14 protein-coding genes are annotated in these 15,387 nt (G+C 58.5%); 2 read left to right on the top strand and 12 right to left on the bottom strand.

What is annotated here, in order from left to right:
• Positions 1-2: 2 nt before the first annotated feature.
• The 10 genes from N6G83_RS04720 to N6G83_RS04675 all read right to left on the bottom strand — a co-directional run bounded on the left by N6G83_RS04720 (position 3) and on the right by N6G83_RS04675 (position 9,691).
• The gene (locus N6G83_RS04720; protein ID WP_025303024.1) at positions 3-305 is read right to left on the bottom strand and encodes a LapA family protein; all 303 of its coding nucleotides are present in this window, start codon (positions 303-305) and stop codon (positions 3-5) included.
• Positions 306-597: 292 nt separating this feature from the next.
• Complete coding sequence (locus N6G83_RS04715; RefSeq protein ID WP_260515565.1) at positions 598-1,395, bottom strand: SDR family oxidoreductase; 798 nt, start codon at positions 1,393-1,395, stop codon at positions 598-600.
• Positions 1,392-2,915, bottom strand: coding sequence for an FGGY family carbohydrate kinase (locus N6G83_RS04710; RefSeq protein WP_149570655.1), 1,524 nt, complete (start codon positions 2,913-2,915; stop codon positions 1,392-1,394). The genes N6G83_RS04715 and N6G83_RS04710 overlap by 4 nt, the downstream gene beginning before the upstream one ends.
• Positions 2,908-3,972: an ABC transporter permease gene (locus tag N6G83_RS04705; protein ID WP_049295734.1), complete on the bottom strand. Its 1,065-nt coding sequence runs from the start codon at positions 3,970-3,972 to the stop codon at positions 2,908-2,910. The genes N6G83_RS04710 and N6G83_RS04705 overlap by 8 nt, the downstream gene beginning before the upstream one ends.
• 10 nt (positions 3,973-3,982) lie before the next feature.
• Positions 3,983-5,482 (bottom strand): sugar ABC transporter ATP-binding protein, encoded by a 1,500-nt coding sequence (locus N6G83_RS04700; RefSeq protein WP_260514791.1) that lies wholly within the window; start codon positions 5,480-5,482, stop codon positions 3,983-3,985.
• Positions 5,483-5,491: 9 nt separating this feature from the next.
• On the bottom strand, positions 5,492-6,109 hold the full coding sequence (locus N6G83_RS04695; protein WP_025303029.1) for a DUF2291 family protein: 618 nt from the start codon (positions 6,107-6,109) through the stop codon (positions 5,492-5,494).
• Positions 6,110-6,173: 64 nt separating this feature from the next.
• Complete coding sequence (locus tag N6G83_RS04690) at positions 6,174-7,106, bottom strand: D-ribose ABC transporter substrate-binding protein (protein ID WP_025303030.1); 933 nt, start codon at positions 7,104-7,106, stop codon at positions 6,174-6,176.
• A gap of 63 nt (positions 7,107-7,169) precedes the next feature.
• Entirely contained in the window at positions 7,170-7,970 is an 801-nt protein-coding gene (locus tag N6G83_RS04685; protein ID WP_025303031.1) for a GolD/DthD family dehydrogenase, read from the bottom strand.
• Between the two features lie 9 nt (positions 7,971-7,979).
• A complete protein-coding gene (locus N6G83_RS04680) occupies positions 7,980-8,885 on the bottom strand; it encodes a transketolase family protein (protein ID WP_025303032.1) in 906 nt (301 codons plus the stop codon).
• A gap of 2 nt (positions 8,886-8,887) precedes the next feature.
• A complete protein-coding gene (locus N6G83_RS04675) occupies positions 8,888-9,691 on the bottom strand; it encodes a transketolase (protein ID WP_025303033.1) in 804 nt (267 codons plus the stop codon).
• 388 nt (positions 9,692-10,079) lie between these two features.
• Between N6G83_RS04675 and N6G83_RS04670 the strand changes: the two genes are divergently transcribed.
• Positions 10,080-10,874, top strand: coding sequence for a DeoR/GlpR family DNA-binding transcription regulator (locus N6G83_RS04670; protein ID WP_089180979.1), 795 nt, complete (start codon positions 10,080-10,082; stop codon positions 10,872-10,874).
• 22 nt (positions 10,875-10,896) lie between these two features.
• Here the strand turns inward: N6G83_RS04670 and pgpB are convergent, their stop codons facing one another.
• The gene (gene pgpB, locus N6G83_RS04665; protein ID WP_260514790.1) at positions 10,897-11,655 is read right to left on the bottom strand and encodes a phosphatidylglycerophosphatase B; all 759 of its coding nucleotides are present in this window, start codon (positions 11,653-11,655) and stop codon (positions 10,897-10,899) included.
• A 279-nt stretch (positions 11,656-11,934) separates the two neighbouring features.
• Between pgpB and ribA the strand changes: the two genes are divergently transcribed.
• Positions 11,935-12,528, top strand: coding sequence for a GTP cyclohydrolase II (ribA, locus tag N6G83_RS04660; RefSeq protein WP_260514789.1), 594 nt, complete (start codon positions 11,935-11,937; stop codon positions 12,526-12,528).
• A 56-nt stretch (positions 12,529-12,584) separates the two neighbouring features.
• Here the strand turns inward: ribA and acnA are convergent, their stop codons facing one another.
• Positions 12,585-15,257: an aconitate hydratase AcnA gene (gene acnA / locus N6G83_RS04655; protein ID WP_127145975.1), complete on the bottom strand. Its 2,673-nt coding sequence runs from the start codon at positions 15,255-15,257 to the stop codon at positions 12,585-12,587.
• Positions 15,258-15,387 lie beyond the last annotated feature (130 nt).

The raw sequence follows: 15,387 nt of genomic DNA, 5'->3' as shown, positions 1-15,387 counted from the left end.
GGTTATTCCTTGCTGACAACGGCCTGAGCCGCCGGTTCAGCGGGCTGCTCAAGCTGCAGCTCCAGCCTTTTGATCTTGCGCTCGGCGCGGCCCAGCGCAATGCGCGTGCGCAGGTAGAACAAGCCGCAAATGATCCAGCCGAGAACGAAGCCGGCGCCAAACAGCGTGGCCAACAGGGTCGATACGCGATAATCGCCCTGCGCAACCAGATAGTTAAAATTGACCACCTGATCGTTATGCGCACCCAAAGTGACGGAAATCACGAAGATCACCAGAACCAACAAAAAAATCAGCAAATATTTCACATTCTTTCCCGCGATGCCGAGTGAATCGGATGAACGATGCCAAAACGTGGCGTCCCTAACCCTTAAGTTAGCATTTCCCGCTGCGGCAGGGAAACCCTGCGGCACGATAAAACCACATATCTGCTGGCATATTCGGCAGTAAACGGCTTTAGCGAACAAATTGATGAGAAAGCTTCTCAAAACGTCGAATTTATAAGGATATGGGGGCAACCGCGTGGATTGCAATGGCGGGAAAATGTAAGCGATTGATGCGGCGCCGATCCGACGCCGCGCTTTTTGTGACATCGTCACGTTAAGACATGATTAACCCGCCATCCACATTGATGGTTTGGCCGGTGATATAATCGGCATCATCTGAGGCAAGGAAGGCCACGAGACCCGCCACATCTTCGGGTTGCCCGGCACGCTTGAGCGGAATACCCGCCACCCACTCGGCCATCAACTCCCCTTTGCCGTAAGTTTTTTCCGGGCCGCTGAGAATTTCTCCCCAAACGCGGTCGTTATATTCCCACATCTCGCTTTCAATGATGCCGGGGCAGAATGCATTGACGGTGATGCCATGTGGCGCCAGCTCAAGCGCTAAACTCTGCGTAATGCCGATCACCCCCATTTTGCTGGCGGCGTAATGCGGTGTGTAAATAAACCCGTTACGCCCCTGGCCGGAAGAGGTGTTGATCAGGCGCCCCTTGCGCTGGCCGACCATATATTTAGCCGCCTCCCGGCAACAGAGCCAGACCGCCGTAGTATTTACCGCCAACACTTTCTCAAAATCGCTTTTGGGCATCTGGTCAAAACGATCGATAGTGATCACCCCGGCGTTCTGAATAGAAACGTCGATCGCGCCAAATCGCTCCCAGACCTGACGATAAAAATTAACTACCTGTGCTTCATCGGTAACGTCGAGGATGACCGGCAGCACCGCCACCCGATAACGCTGGCGCAGCGTTTCCGCCGCGGTCAGAATGCGCTCCGCATTCGATGCGATCGCCAGATTGGCACCCAAACTGGCGAAATGCTCGGCGATACCGGCGCCAATGCCGCGGCATGCGCCGGTAATCACCACGGTTTTCCCCGTGAAGTCACGATTCATGATTGTTCTCCTGTTATCAATGAGGCCGTCTGCGGCCGCCACAAGGTGCGCTGTACCGCCTGCCGCCACGCGCTGTAGTTTTCCTGCAGCTGGTGGTGGCGCTGCATATCGGGTTTAAACTCATCATGTTGAGGCAACAGTGCCGCCAGTTGCCGATCGGTAGCTCCCCACAGGCTGCGCATCGCCATCAACGCCGCCCCCAGGGCCGACAGTTCCGCCGTGTTGCTGCGCCACACCGGGCAACCCAGCAGATCGGCCTGAAACTGCATCAGCCAGTCATTGCGGCTGGGGCCGCCATCGGCCATCAGCCCCTGCAGCGCAAAACCCGGTTGTTGCCGCAGTACGCCGATCACATCGGCGATTTGATAAGCCACCGATTCAAAAGCGGCCCGCACCAAATGTTCTCGCCGCGTGCCGCGGCTGAGCCCGCAAATCACGCCGCGCGCCTGCTCATCCCACCAGGGTGCGCCGGCACCGGTCAGCGCCGGTACAAAATAGACGCCACCGCTGTCGGGCACGCGAACAGGCAGTTCACTCAACGGCGCTTCGTCCTCCGACGGCATGGCGGCGATATCCAGCATCCAGGCGATAGCGTCGCCGGTGTGGGGAATATTGCCCTCCAGTGCGTACTGCATGCGTCCACCGTCATGCCAAGCGATGGTCGTTGCCAGAGCGCTCGTATCGCATTGCGCGTCGGCGATTGGCGCCATCACCGATGATCCGGTGCCATAGGTGGCTTTGACCTGCCCAGCCTGACCCAGCGCATGGCCATAAAGCGCCGCATGCGAATCCCCTACCATCGCAGCAATTGGAATGCCGTCGGCAATGCCGTCCAATCCCAACGTCGTACCGAACAGATGGCTGGAGGGATGGATCGTCGGCAGCGCCTGACGGGGAATATTGAACAGCGCCAGCATCTGCTCGTCCCAATCGCCGGAAACAAGGTTCAGCAGCTGAGTGCGAGCGGCGTTGGAGATATCGCAACCGAATGCCCGCCCCCCGCTCAACTGCCACAGCAGCCAGGCATCGATGGTGCCCAGACACAGCTCGCCGTTCTCCGCCAACCGCTGTCCCTCTTCGCTGTGATCGAGCAACCAACGCATTTTCGACGCCGAGAACAAGGGTGAAAGCGGCAAACCGGTGGCGCGACGCACTGCTTCCTCCTGCCGATCGCGTCGTAACCGCTCACAAAAGTCAGCAGAACGTGCGCATTGCCAGGTCAGTGCTGGCCCGATCGGCTGGCCATTGGAACGCCGCCAGCCGATGGCGGTTTCACGCTGGTTGCTGATGGCGATACCGGCAATGCGGGATGCTCCGGCCAACGCAATAGCCTCCCGCAATACCGCCAGAGAGGCCGCCAGCAAGGTCTCGCCCCGTTGCTCCACCCAACCGGGCTGCGGCGTCTGCAACGTCAGTGGCCTGCTGGCCCTGGCGACGATCGTACCCTGCGCATCCACCACCACGGCCTTGGCGTTGCTGGTGCCCTCGTCCAACGCGACAATGCAGTCTGCTTTAACCATGGCTCACCTCAACCAGCGGCTGCACCGCTTTTTTTTCCTGGCGCTGCATCAGAATGACCTTGCTCTGCAAACGCTGCTGGAACTGGTCAATCACCACGGCGGTGACGATCACCAGCCCTTTAATCACCATTTGCCAGAACTCGCTGACGCCCATCATCACCAAGCCGTCCGCCAGAAAAACGATCACAAAGGCGCCGATGATCGAACCGAATACCCTGCCGCGACCACCGCTGAGCGCCGTACCGCCCAGCACCGTCGCGCCGATGGCGTCCATTTCGAACATATTGCCGGTCATCGGGTGCGCGGTTTGCAATTGTGAAGCGATAACCAGCCCCACCAGCGCCGCGCACAGCCCGGAAAACGCATAGACGAACATTTTCACTTTGACGATCGGCACCCCCGACAACCGCGCCGCCGGCTCATTGCCGCCAATGGCATAGATATAACGGCCCAGCGGCGTTTTCTTAGTGAGATAGATCCCCAACAACACGATGGCCAACATCAGCCAAATCGGGTTGTAAATCCCCAAAAAGGTGCCGGACCCCAGGGCCGCGAAACCGGTGTTGCCCAGCGCTTCCATGCCCACCAGATTGGGATAGGTTTTGCCGTCCGCCGTCAGCAACGCCGCCCCACGCGCCACGTACATCGCCCCCAGGGTGCAGATGAATGGCGCAACGCCGAGCCGCGTGATCAGCGTGCCGTTGATCAAACCCAACAACACGCCCAACAGCGCCACCGCGCCGATCACTTCAAAAACGTTGAGAAACAGCCGATTGCCCTCCCACAGCGGGATACCGACGGTCAATAGCGCACCGGCAATCATCCCGCACAAACCGGCCACCGCGCCGACCGACAAGTCGATGCCGCCGGTGAGGATCACCAGCGTCATGCCAACCGCCAGCAGTCCGGTAATCGCCACGTGCTGCGTCATGATCAGCAGATTAGAGACGGTCAGAAAATTCGGCACCATGCTGCTGAAGAACAGCACCACCAGCAACAGGGCGATGAAGGTGCGCGCCTGCAGCAAATACATATACAACCGATACTTGGTTTGCATTGCCTTATCCTTATGCATGAGGGGTTGAGGCGCGGATCAGCGTTTCGCGATCGGCCCGTTCACGCGGCAGATCGGCCGTCAGCTGCCCGTCCGCCATCACCATCACCCGGTCGGCCAGTGAGACCACCTCATCCAGCTCCGACGAAGAGAACATCACCGCCAGCCCCTGGCGCGCCATCGCGCCAATCAGGTGGTAAACGTCCGTTTTGGCACCGACGTCAATTCCGCGCGTCGGCTCATCAAGAAACACCACCTGCGGCCCGGTCAGCAGCGCCTTGCCCAACACCACTTTCTGCTGATTGCCGCCGCTCAAGCTGGTAATTGGCAGCTCCCGGTCACTGACCTTGATCGCCAGTTTTTCGATCATGCCATCGACCAACGTACACTCCCCGGCCGACGCCAACGGCCGTAGCGCATTACGTCCCAGGCTGGCCAGGGTCATGTTGGCCTTGATCGACATCACCTGCACCAACCCCTCCGCCTGCCTGTCTTCCGGCACCAGCGCCATGCCCAACGCCATGCGTTGACGGAATCCCAGCCGCTCCACGCTTTTGCCGTTGAGCAAAATGCGACCTGCCGTCTGGCGCATCACGCCGTTGAGCACTTTGAACAGTTCGGTACGGCCGGCCCCCAGCAGGCCATAAATGCCGATCACTTCCCCTTTGCGCAGTGAAAAACTGACGTCGTTAAGGCAATAGCCGCCGTTTTCACGCGGCAGCGTCAGCTGTTCGACCTTCAACACTTCATCCCCTTGTTCTGCCGCGCAATAATCAAAGTGCTTGCTCTTTTCCCCCACCATCTTTTCGATGATCCACGGAATGCTGACGTTACTGACCGGTTCGGCGGCAACAAAACGCCCGTCGCGAAACACCGTGATGCGATCGCCAATCTCCATCAGCTCTTCCAGTCGGTGAGAAATGTAGATGATGGTGACGCCGCGTTTTTTCAGATCGGCGATCACCCGAAACAGCGTGCGCACTTCGGCCTGACTCAGCGCCGACGTCGGCTCATCCATGATCAGCACCTGGGTGTCCTTCGCCAGGGCACGGGCAATTTCAACCAGCTGCTGATGACCGATACCGAGGCTGCCCAACGGCGTATGCGGATCGATATCCAACTCCAGCCGCTGCAGCAAGGATTTGGCCAGCTGATACTGATAGTCCACATTGATACGGCCGCGCTGGAAGAACTCGTTGGCCATAAAAATGTTGTCCATGACCGACATGTTGGGGAACAGGTTCAGCTCCTGAAAAATAATGCTGATCCCGAGCCGCTCCGCCTGCTGCGTGGAGGTTAACGTCACCGCTTTCCCCTCCAGCTCGATAGTGCCGGAGGACGGGGTTTCCACCCCCGCCAGCAGCTTCATCATGGTCGACTTGCCGGCGCCATTCTCGCCGATCAGCACGTTGACCTGGTTGCGAAACACTTGATAACTCACGCTATCCAACGCGGTGACGCCCGGATAGAGACGCGAAACGTTGCGCGTTTGAATAATGATCGGATCGCTCATCACGCCCCCTTAAGGTTGAATGCGCACCGGCGTGATCAACAGCGGCTCGGCAGGTGCCTGCCAGCTGCTGAATACGCCATACACGGTAATGTGGTCACCCACCTTGGGCTGGGATCCGGTCAGTTCGTCGATCGAAGCCTGGTTAATCGCCCTGGCAAAATCGCCGAACAGCGCTTGGTCATTGAAATCGCTGTAGCTCAGGCCGCGATAGCTGTCGCGTAACGCCGTACCGCGGTAGACCGGCCCGATCTGCACCTCCACGCTGCTGAGCGGCGCATCGGTCAGTGCGAGCGTTAATTTTCCGCTGCGCGAGCGGGTGTTGACCGCCGCGACTTCACCACTGACCTTGACGTTGAAGTAACAAGGAAACTCCGGTTGAGCACGGTACCCCAGCAGGCCGCAAGCGCTGTCAAAATCCTTGGCTTGGGCGATCCGGGCGATCAGCTCGCCCAGCGGCTGCGCCGTTTTGACCGTTTGCGGGGCGATTTTGCTGCGGTAAATCTCCGCTGCCTGCGCCACATGTGGATTCACCGGGGAGCGAAGCTCCGCCAGCTTTTTCTCCGAGACGATACGGCAACCGCTCAACGTCAGGACGACGATGACGGTCAACGCAATGCGCATCGACATAACAACACCTCCGATCGCACCCCGCCACCAGGACGGGGTGGTGAAAGACGCCGCTCAGCGCGGGTTACGGTTTGAAGTTGAAGTCACTGACCCGTTGCGCATTGTCTTTGCCGATCAGGATGCCGCGGAACATCACGCGTTCCTTGCCGGTATAGCTGCCGGATTGGAAATAACCGTCGAGGATTTCAACGCCCTGCGCAGCGATAGCCTGCGCCTGCAACATCACGCTGGCGTAGAGGTTGCCGTTAAGAATGGCGTCACGTTCATCGTTGCTGCCGTCGATGCCCACCACGGTGACATCCTGCCGGCCAGCGGCCTTCAGCGCCGCCACTGCGCCCAGCGCCACCGGTCCGTTGCCGCAGATCACACCTTTGATGTCCGGATGCGCCTGCAAAATGCTGTCCATGATGCGTTTCCCCTCCAGCAGATTACCCTTGGCATCCTGACGCGCCACGCTGACCATCTCAGGATATTGGTCGATCACGTTGTGGAACGACTGCGAACGCGTAACGCAGTTATTGTCCGCCAGGTTGCAGGTCAGCTCGGCGTATTTGCCGGTTTCCCCCATTTTTTCCACAAACTGGTTGGCGACGTCCGAGCCGGCCTGGAAGTTGTTATGGGTGATCTGCGCCAACGCCACGCCATCGACCGGGATCTCGCGGTTGATCAGCACCACTGGAATGCCGGCGTTTTTCGCCTGCTGTACGGCGGCGACGCTGGCCTGGGAATCGGCGTTATCCAAAATGATGCCCTGAACCTTACGGCCGATAACCAGGCTGATGAGCTCTCCCTGGCGCTTAACGTCTTCGCCGTGCGACAGCACCAGCGTCTGATAGCCGAGAGACTTGGCTTTGGCCTCGGCCCCCTTGGCTTCCGCGGAGTAATAAGGGTTGTCCAATGAGTTGACGAGGATGGCGATCGTGCCCTTTTCCGCCGCCATGGCAGAGGTGAAGGCAAAACCGGTGAGCAGGGTAAGGTAAGTGGCTATTTTTCTCATGATGGTGTTCTCTTATCGTTGTGTTGAACATCGTCTGGTGTTGGCGATCGCTGCGGTTGCCGCTTACCAAATGGTAAAACCGCCGTCGATCATCAGGTCCGCGCCGGTAATCATGTCGCTGCCGTTGCTGGCAAAAAACAGGATCGCCGCCGCGATTTCATCGGTATAAGCAAAACGCCCCAGTGGGATCAGCTTTTTCATCGCCTCGCCCTTTTCGCCTCGCCAGGCTTTCTCTCCCATAGGCGTCAGCACCACGGTGGGCGATAACGTATTGACGGTGATGCCGTGCGGCGCCCACTCTTTGGCCATCACCTTGGTCATGCCTAGCAGCCCCGCCTTGGCGGAGGTGTAAGCACAGTGATCGTCAATGGCGATGGAAGCCGCCTGCGACGCGATGTTGATGATTTTCCCGCCGTGGCCGGCGGTTATCGCGCGGCGCGCCAGTTCTTGCGAACATAGAAAAGGTCCGGTGAGGTTGACCGCCAAATGGCGCTGCCACTCCTCGAGCGTGACTTCTGTCGCCGGCTGCAAATTAACGTAGCCGGCGCAGTTGACCAGGATATCGAGCCGGCCAAAGCGCCGCTCAGCCGCGTTGAAGGCGGCAGCCACCGAGTCGGGTTCGGTCACGTCGCACACCTGACAGAACACCTGTTCATCGCCCAACTCTCGCAGCGCTGCCGCGGCCTTGTCTTGTTCAAAGGCCGGATACATCAACACCAGGCGCGCGCCCTTTTCCAACAGCAGGCGATTGGCTGCCATCGCGATGCCGCCCAAACCGCCGGTGATTACCGCAACCTTCCCTGCCAGCGACATCCGGCTATCGACACCGTAGCGTAAATTAACGTCGTATTCGTTCCGCTCCATCGCATCCCCCTATTGCGTTAACTGTGCGTGCAATCCTGCCGTATCTATGGCGTATTGCCGCCGCAGCGCCGCCCGGCTGCTGCTGTGGGTAAATTCATAAGCCGGCACGCCCAGCGCGGTAAACGGCCGCGGCAGCTGATGCCGCAGCAACAATTCACCGATGATGGTGCCTAAACCACCGCTGAGCGCATGCTCCTCCATAGTCAGCACCTGGCGGTGCGAGCGCATCAACGCCACCACCGCCTCCTCATTGAGCGGCCAGAGCGAAGGGAGAGAGACAATGGTCGGGTTATCGCCCAATGCCAGCACCTTCATCGCCTCATGAGCCACCGTGCCCAAACAGAACACCAGGTTATCTTCCCCCTGGTGCAACACCTCCGGCTCTCCCGGACGGAATTGGTAATCCGCGTTCAACACCGGCAGCTTGTCACTGTCCATACGGATATAGGCCGGACCGGGTTGCGCGATGACATGACGGACAATCTCTGCCGCTTGCCTTGCATCCGCCGGCGCATAGACGCTGAGATTGCCCAACGTACGGGCGATGGCGATATCGTTCATGCAGTGGTGCGTCGCGCCCAGTGGCCCGTAACCAAATCCGGCATTCAGGCCAAGCATTTTCACGTTGGTCTCCGTGTAGCAAACATCGTTTTTCATCTGTTCGTTTGAACGAGCGAACAGGAAAGGTGCCGCGTTGGCGGTAAAGACCGTACGGCCGCTGAGCGCCATGCCGGCAGCCATGCCAACCATGTTCTGTTCGGCGATACCGACGTTCACTACCCGCTCCGGATAAGCCTGCTCAAAGGGCGCGATTTTTGACGTGGACGTGGAATCCGCCACCATCACGCTCAGATCCGCACCCGCCCGTTGCTGTTCGATCAACACCGTCACAACGGCATCGCGTAAATCCTGCATGTTTACCCCTCCAGTTCCGCCAGCGCCTGCGCCAGCTGTTGTTCGTCCGGTACCGCGTGATGCCAGGCGGCAACGTTAGCCATAAACGACACACCGTGCCCCTTTTCGGTATTGGCCAAAATCACTCGCGGCTTGTCCTGGCTCGGGCGTTGGATCGCCGCCACCAGCGCCGCCGGATCGTGGCCGTCACATTCCAGAGTTTCAAAGCCGAAAGCGCGCCATTTTTCCGCCAACGGTTCCAGCGGCATGATGGCCTCTGTCTTTCCCGCCAGTTGCAGCCGGTTGCGATCGACGATGGCAATCAGGTTATCCAGCTTAAATTTGCTGGCCGCCATCGCCGCCTCCCAATTGGAACCCTCTGCCAGTTCGCCGTCGCCCAGCAGTACGAAAGCGCGGCGATGCGCACGCCCCGCCAGCTTGTTGCCCAGCGCCAGCCCCACGGCGATCGGCAGCCCATGCCCCAAACCGCCAGAGTTGATCTCCACCAGCTCCGGCAGCTTCTGCCGCACCGGATGCCCGGCCAACAAGGTGTCGTCGCCCATGAACTGATCGAGCACCGCTGGATCCAGCAAGCCCATCGCCGCGCAACTGCAATAGAAACCGCCGGCGCCATGCCCTTTAGACAAAATGAACCGATCCTGATCGGGCCGGGCATTGCTGCGATCCATCACTGCCATATACAAAGTGCAGATGATGTCGATTTCCGACAGATCGGCGCCGGTATGACCCTTGCCTGCCTTATGGTTCATGGTCACCACATGTCGGCGCGCCTGGCGTGCCGTGTTTTTAATCGCCTGAAAGTCCATCGTCACCTCTACTTAAGCGCCTTGATTATCGTTATCGCATCAAAAGCGATCCGTTAACCCATCATTGATTTTCGAATGGAAATCATATGCAGCAAAAACGATAATTAATGTGGGCAAGATCAAATTTCAAGCAAAAGCGCTTACCAGACAACACTCATGCCGATAAAAAACAATAAATAACAACATGATAAAAATCACCCGGCTGCTTTGATTTAGTTTTTACCGTTGATTTCATCGGATGCCAATGATTTTCGAATAAAAATAAATACTGCTTAACCGGGTTTATCCGTGGCTTTATCAATAATCGCGAGCTAAAATTCAGCGCATCAATAAGGAGTGGCCGTGGCAAACCGCGCGGCGGGAACTGACAGGTGCAGGAGTCTTTCGATTGAAAAGCAAAAGCGAACAGCTGGCGGAAATGCAGCAACGGCGCGAAAAGATCCTCGACATGATCCGCGAAGACGGCTCGGCGACGGTCAAAATGCTTACCGATACCTTCAAGCTGACCGAGGCGACCATTCGTACCGATCTGCGCGTCCTGCAGCAGCAAGGCTATGTGCAGCGCTTCCACGGTGGTGCAACTCTGGTTGATGGCAAGCAAAATACTCATGCCATGCTGCTGGAACGCCAGGTTAACCTGACCGCCAAAGATCGCATCGGCAAGCTCGCCGCCGGTTTTATCGAGCCCGGCGACACCATCATTCTTGATTCAGGCACCACCACCACGGCTATCGCCAATCACCTGAATCACATAAAGAAACTGTCCGTTATCACCACCGGCGTCAATATTGCACTGCAGCTGGGCGGCGAACCGGGTGTGAATATTTTGCTGACCGGGGGCTCATTCAAATTCCCCACGCTCTCCACCTCCGGGGACAAAGCCGCCAGCTTCTTCGAAAACGTGCTGGCGCAAAAGCTGTTCCTCGCGACGGCCTGCATCTCGCCCCGCCACGGGCTCAGTTTCCCAAGCGAAACCGACATCAAACTGAAAATGGCGATGATCAATGCAGCCAACACGGTGTATGTGGTGGCCGACTCAAGCAAGATCGATAAGGTTTCAATGTTTGCGCTGCCTTGTGACTGGCAGCATATCGACTATTTGATTACCGACAACGGAATTAGCGATTCCGCACTGCAGGCATTTGAAAAGGTGGGCATTAAGGTCTTGGTGGCAGGCGCCTGAACGGCGCCTGTGAAAGAAGTGATTATTCCGGCTTGCGCGCCGCGATTTCCTGCTGCTCTTGCGGCGGCGTCAGCGGACCGAACCAGCGCTGCGCCAGCCAGCAGGTGATCACCACCAGCAACCAACTGATCAACGTGGCCATTGCCAGATCGCGCGGCCAGTGCATGCCCAGCAGCAGACGGCTGCCCATCACACCCGTTGCCCACACCATCAGCAGCGCGACAGTTTTATAATGGCGGCGCGGCCACAGCAGCCCTACGCCCAACAGTGCCCAGGTGGCGGCGAACATCGTATGCCCCGACGGGAAAGCGAAGCCGGTTTCAAACTGCCAGTGCTTGCGCAGCCAGTTCGGCACCAGCGTCTGCTCTTGCAACTGCTCGCGCACCAGCGCGCTGCGCTCTTTGCGGTGCAGCGAATAGAAATATTTTCCGTCCACACCGTGGGTTTGCTCGAGCCATACCACAAACGGTCGCGGTTCTTGCACCCGATCCTTGATCAACGATTTGACCCCCTGCCCAATCACCAACGCGGCGGAAAGCAGGATTGCCAGACCGATGGCCGCCTTCAACCGAAAGCGCAGGCACCACAAAAACCAGCCGCAAAGGATAGCGCTGGTCAGAATACCCCACGGCGAGGTCACGGTTTCGGTCACCCAGTACAGCGCTTTGAGCAGCCGATCATTGCCGCCAGGCTGCCAGTGCCAGCCGGATGCCCATACTATCAGCGGCATCAACAGCAGCAGCAGCGCGCCGCCCGCCGTGCGTTTTGCTATCTCATACATTCCCGTTTTCCTCTGCGTGAATCAGGCTGCAGTGTAACAAGAGTGCAATATTGATAACACGCGAAAAATTAAACAGATAGGCAACCTATCGCAATAATAGGTGGCCAGAAAACGCCATCTGCTGGTTTGCTGAGCACCGCCCGGCAAGAAGTTGTGGCAAAATAGCCGATAATTAACGAAATAGAGATCGGCGTAGCACGTTTTAGTCTTGGTCAATTCACTGAACCGGACTTAGGATGCGCGACAATGATTGAATCGTAGGTTTTTGTGGAGAATGACATGCAGCTTAAACGGGTGGCAGAGGCTAAACTGCCGACACCTTGGGGCGATTTCCTGATGGTAGGATTCGAAGAACTGGCGACCGGGCATGACCATCTGGCACTGGTATTCGGTGATATTTCCGGCGAAGTGCCGATACTCGCACGCGTGCATTCCGAATGTCTGACCGGTGACGCCTTATTCAGCCTGCGCTGCGACTGCGGTTTTCAACTCGAAGCCGCACTGGAACAGATCGCCGAAGAAGGCCGCGGCATCCTGCTTTATCATCGCCAGGAGGGCCGCAATATCGGCCTGTTGAACAAGATCCGCGCCTACGCCCTGCAGGATAAGGGCGCAGACACCGTGGAAGCTAACCATCAGCTCGGCTTCGCCGCCGACGAGCGCGACTTCACCCTGTGCGCCGATATGTTCAAACTGCTGGGCGTCGACGCGGTGCGTTTGCTGACCAACAACCCGAAAAAGGTCGAGATCCTGACCGAAGCCGGTATCAATATCAGCGAGCGCGTGCCGCTGATCGTCGGCCGCAATCCGAAGAACGAACGCTATCTGGCCACCAAGGCCGCCAAAATGGGCCATTTGCTCGACCAGAAGTGATCGCTACCGCGGTGGAAACAATCAGGGCGCCTCGCGGCGCCCTTTTTATTGCTTAATTACAGCATTTTCCTGATCACATAGTGCAGGATACCGTCGTTTTCGTAGTAGGTCAGCTCATTGCCGGTATCGATGCGGCAACGGGTGTCGACCACTTCCTTGCGCCCGTCGGCATAGGTGATATGCACCGGCACCGTCTGGCCCGGCTGCAGCTGTTGCAGGCCGCCAACGCTGATCTGCTCATCCCCGGTCAGCCCCAGGGTTTTGCGCGTCACCCCTTGCGGGAACTCCAGCGGCAAAATCCCCATGCCAATCAGGTTTGAGCGGTGAATGCGCTCGAAGGATTCGGCTATCACCACCCGCACGCCCAGCAGGCGCGGCCCCTTCGCCGCCCAGTCGCGACTGGAGCCGGAACCGTACTCTTTACCGGCGATCACCGCCAGCGGCACTTTCTCCTGCTGGTACTGCATGGCGGCGTCGTAGATAGATAGCTGCTGTTGCGACGGAATATGGCGGGTATAGCCGCCTTCGACGCCCGGCACCATTTCGTTGCGAATGCGGATGTTGGCGAAGGTGCCGCGCATCATCACTTCGTGGTTGCCGCGGCGTGAACCGTAGGAGTTAAAATCCTGCGGCGCCACGCCGTGCTCGCTCAGATAACGCCCCGCCGGGCTGTCGCGCTTGATGTTACCCGCCGGCGAGATGTGGTCGGTGGTCACCGAGTCGGCCAGAATCGCCAGAATGCGCGCGTCCTTGATGTCCTGCACCGGATCCGGCTTCACCTTCATGGTGCTGAAGAACGGAGGATGGCGGATATAGGTAGAATCCTCCTGCCATTGATAGGTCGCCGAACCGGTCACCTGGATCGCCTGCCAGTTGGCGTCGCCATCGAACACTTCACCATATTCCTTGTGGAACATCTCGGTGCGCACTTCTTCCACCGCCTGAGCGATGTCCTGGCTGCTCGGCCAGATGTCCTTCAAATAGACCGGCTGGCCGTCATTACCCTCGCCCAGCGGCTCTTTGGTCAGATCGATCTTCATGCTGCCCGCCAGCGCATAAGCCACTACCAGCGGCGGCGAGGCCAGCCAGTTGGTTTTCACCAGCGGGTGGATGCGCCCTTCGAAGTTACGGTTGCCCGACAGCACCGCGCCCACGGTCAGATCGCCCTCTTTGATCGCCTGCTCGATGGGATCCGGCAGCGGCCCGGAGTTGCCGATACAGGTGGTACAGCCATATCCCACCAGGTTGAACCCCAGTTCTTCCAGATAGGCGGTGAGTTTGGCACTGTCAAAGTAGTCGGTCACCACTTTGGAACCCGGCGCCAGCGAGGTTTTTACCCAGGGTTTGCTGCGTAGCCCTTTCTTGACGGCGTTTTTCGCCAGCAGGCCGGCCGCCATCATGACGCTCGGGTTGGAGGTGTTGGTGCAAGAGGTGATCGCCGCGATCACTACCGCGCCGTCGCGCAGTTCGTGCTGCTGCCCGTCCAGCGTGAAGGTTTTGCTGTCGGTATTGGCCTTGTGTCCCCCGATATCCAGCTCGGTGGCGGCCTTGAACGCCTGCGGCACATTCGGCAGCGCAACGCGATCCTGCGGGCGCTTTGGCCCGGCGAGGCTGGCTTCCACGGTTGACATGTCCAGCGCCAGCGAGCTGGTGAAGACCGGTTCATCACCCGGGTTGCGCCACATGCCCTGCGCTTTGGCGTAGGCTTCCACCAGCGCGATTTGTTCGGCGCTGCGGCCGCTGAGCTTCATATAGCCGAGCGTAACGTCATCCACCGGGAAGAAACCGCAGGTGGCGCCGAACTCCGGCGACATATTGGCGATGGTTGCCCGGTCCGCCAGCGGCAGATCGGCCAGCCCATCTCCGTAAAACTCGACGAACTTGCCGACCACGCCATGCTTACGCAGCATTTGAGTCACCGTCAGCACCAGGTCGGTGGCGGTAATGCCCTCACGGAGCTTGCCGGTCAGCTTAAAGCCGACCACGTCCGGGATCAGCATCGACACCGGCTGGCCCAGCATCGCCGCTTCCGCTTCGATACCGCCGACGCCCCAGCCGAGAATGCCCAGGCCGTTGATCATGGTGGTGTGGGAATCGGTGCCCACCAGCGTATCCGGATAAGCCACGCGGCGGCCGCTTTCGTCGCTGTGCCAGACCGTTTGGCCGAGGTATTCGAGGTTGACCTGGTGGCAGATGCCGGTGCCCGGTGGCACCACGCGGAAGCGGTTGAAGGCTTTCTGCCCCCAGCGCAGGAAGGTGTAGCGCTCGTGGTTGCGCTGCATTTCGATACGCACGTTGTCTTCGAAGGCGTTATCGTCGCCAAATTCATCGACGGTAACCGAGTGGTCAATCACCAGATCCACCGGCGACAGCGGATTCACCTGGTCGACGTTGCCGCCCAGTCGCCGTACCGCTTCGCGCATCGCGGCCAGATCTACCACCGCCGGAACGCCGGTAAAATCCTGCATCAGCACGCGCGCCGGACGATAGGCGATCTCACGGTCAGCATGGCCGGTTTGCAGCCAGGCGACGATGGCCTTGAGGTCGTCAACCTGCACGGTATCGCCATCCACATGGCGCAGCAGGTTCTCCAACAGCACTTTCATTGATTTCGGCAACCGGTCGATATCACCCAGCTGCTTCGCCGCCAGCGGCAGACTGTAGTAGTAATATTCGCTATTCAGCGCAACCAGCTTATCCAGACTTGTTTCACGAAGATCGGACGACATAGCTCCTCCATTTCTTATTGTGACTAAAACAGGGTAATCAGTGAGGTCTTGTTTAAAGATACCACAAAGATAAGTTAACGTTTTGATAACAACACGATTTGATCACAACGATAGGTGGGAACAATCAGCC

The sequence above is a fragment of the Serratia sp. PL7 genome, assembly GCF_945957435.1.
The sequence above is the reverse complement of the archived record's forward strand: the minus strand, read 5'-3'. Positions and strand labels throughout refer to the sequence as shown.

What these genes read in the sequence shown, in the direction of transcription:
- N6G83_RS04680 (WP_025303032.1), bottom strand. Translation starts at nt 8,885, where the DNA reads ATGCAGGATTTACGCGATGCCGTTGTGACGGTGTTGATCGAACAGCAA.
- N6G83_RS04710 (WP_149570655.1), bottom strand. Translation starts at nt 2,915, where the DNA reads ATGGTTAAAGCAGACTGCATTGTCGCGTTGGACGAGGGCACCAGCAAC.
- ribA (WP_260514789.1), top strand. Translation starts at nt 11,935, where the DNA reads ATGCAGCTTAAACGGGTGGCAGAGGCTAAACTGCCGACACCTTGGGGC.
- N6G83_RS04685 (WP_025303031.1), bottom strand. Translation starts at nt 7,970, where the DNA reads ATGGAGCGGAACGAATACGACGTTAATTTACGCTACGGTGTCGATAGC.
- N6G83_RS04690 (WP_025303030.1), bottom strand. Translation starts at nt 7,106, where the DNA reads ATGAGAAAAATAGCCACTTACCTTACCCTGCTCACCGGTTTTGCCTTC.
- N6G83_RS04695 (WP_025303029.1), bottom strand. Translation starts at nt 6,109, where the DNA reads ATGTCGATGCGCATTGCGTTGACCGTCATCGTCGTCCTGACGTTGAGC.
- N6G83_RS04700 (WP_260514791.1), bottom strand. Translation starts at nt 5,482, where the DNA reads ATGAGCGATCCGATCATTATTCAAACGCGCAACGTTTCGCGTCTCTAT.
- N6G83_RS04675 (WP_025303033.1), bottom strand. Translation starts at nt 9,691, where the DNA reads ATGGACTTTCAGGCGATTAAAAACACGGCACGCCAGGCGCGCCGACAT.
- N6G83_RS04715 (WP_260515565.1), bottom strand. Translation starts at nt 1,395, where the DNA reads ATGAATCGTGACTTCACGGGGAAAACCGTGGTGATTACCGGCGCATGC.
- acnA (WP_127145975.1), bottom strand. Translation starts at nt 15,257, where the DNA reads ATGTCGTCCGATCTTCGTGAAACAAGTCTGGATAAGCTGGTTGCGCTG.
- pgpB (WP_260514790.1), bottom strand. Translation starts at nt 11,655, where the DNA reads ATGTATGAGATAGCAAAACGCACGGCGGGCGGCGCGCTGCTGCTGCTG.
- N6G83_RS04705 (WP_049295734.1), bottom strand. Translation starts at nt 3,972, where the DNA reads ATGCAAACCAAGTATCGGTTGTATATGTATTTGCTGCAGGCGCGCACC.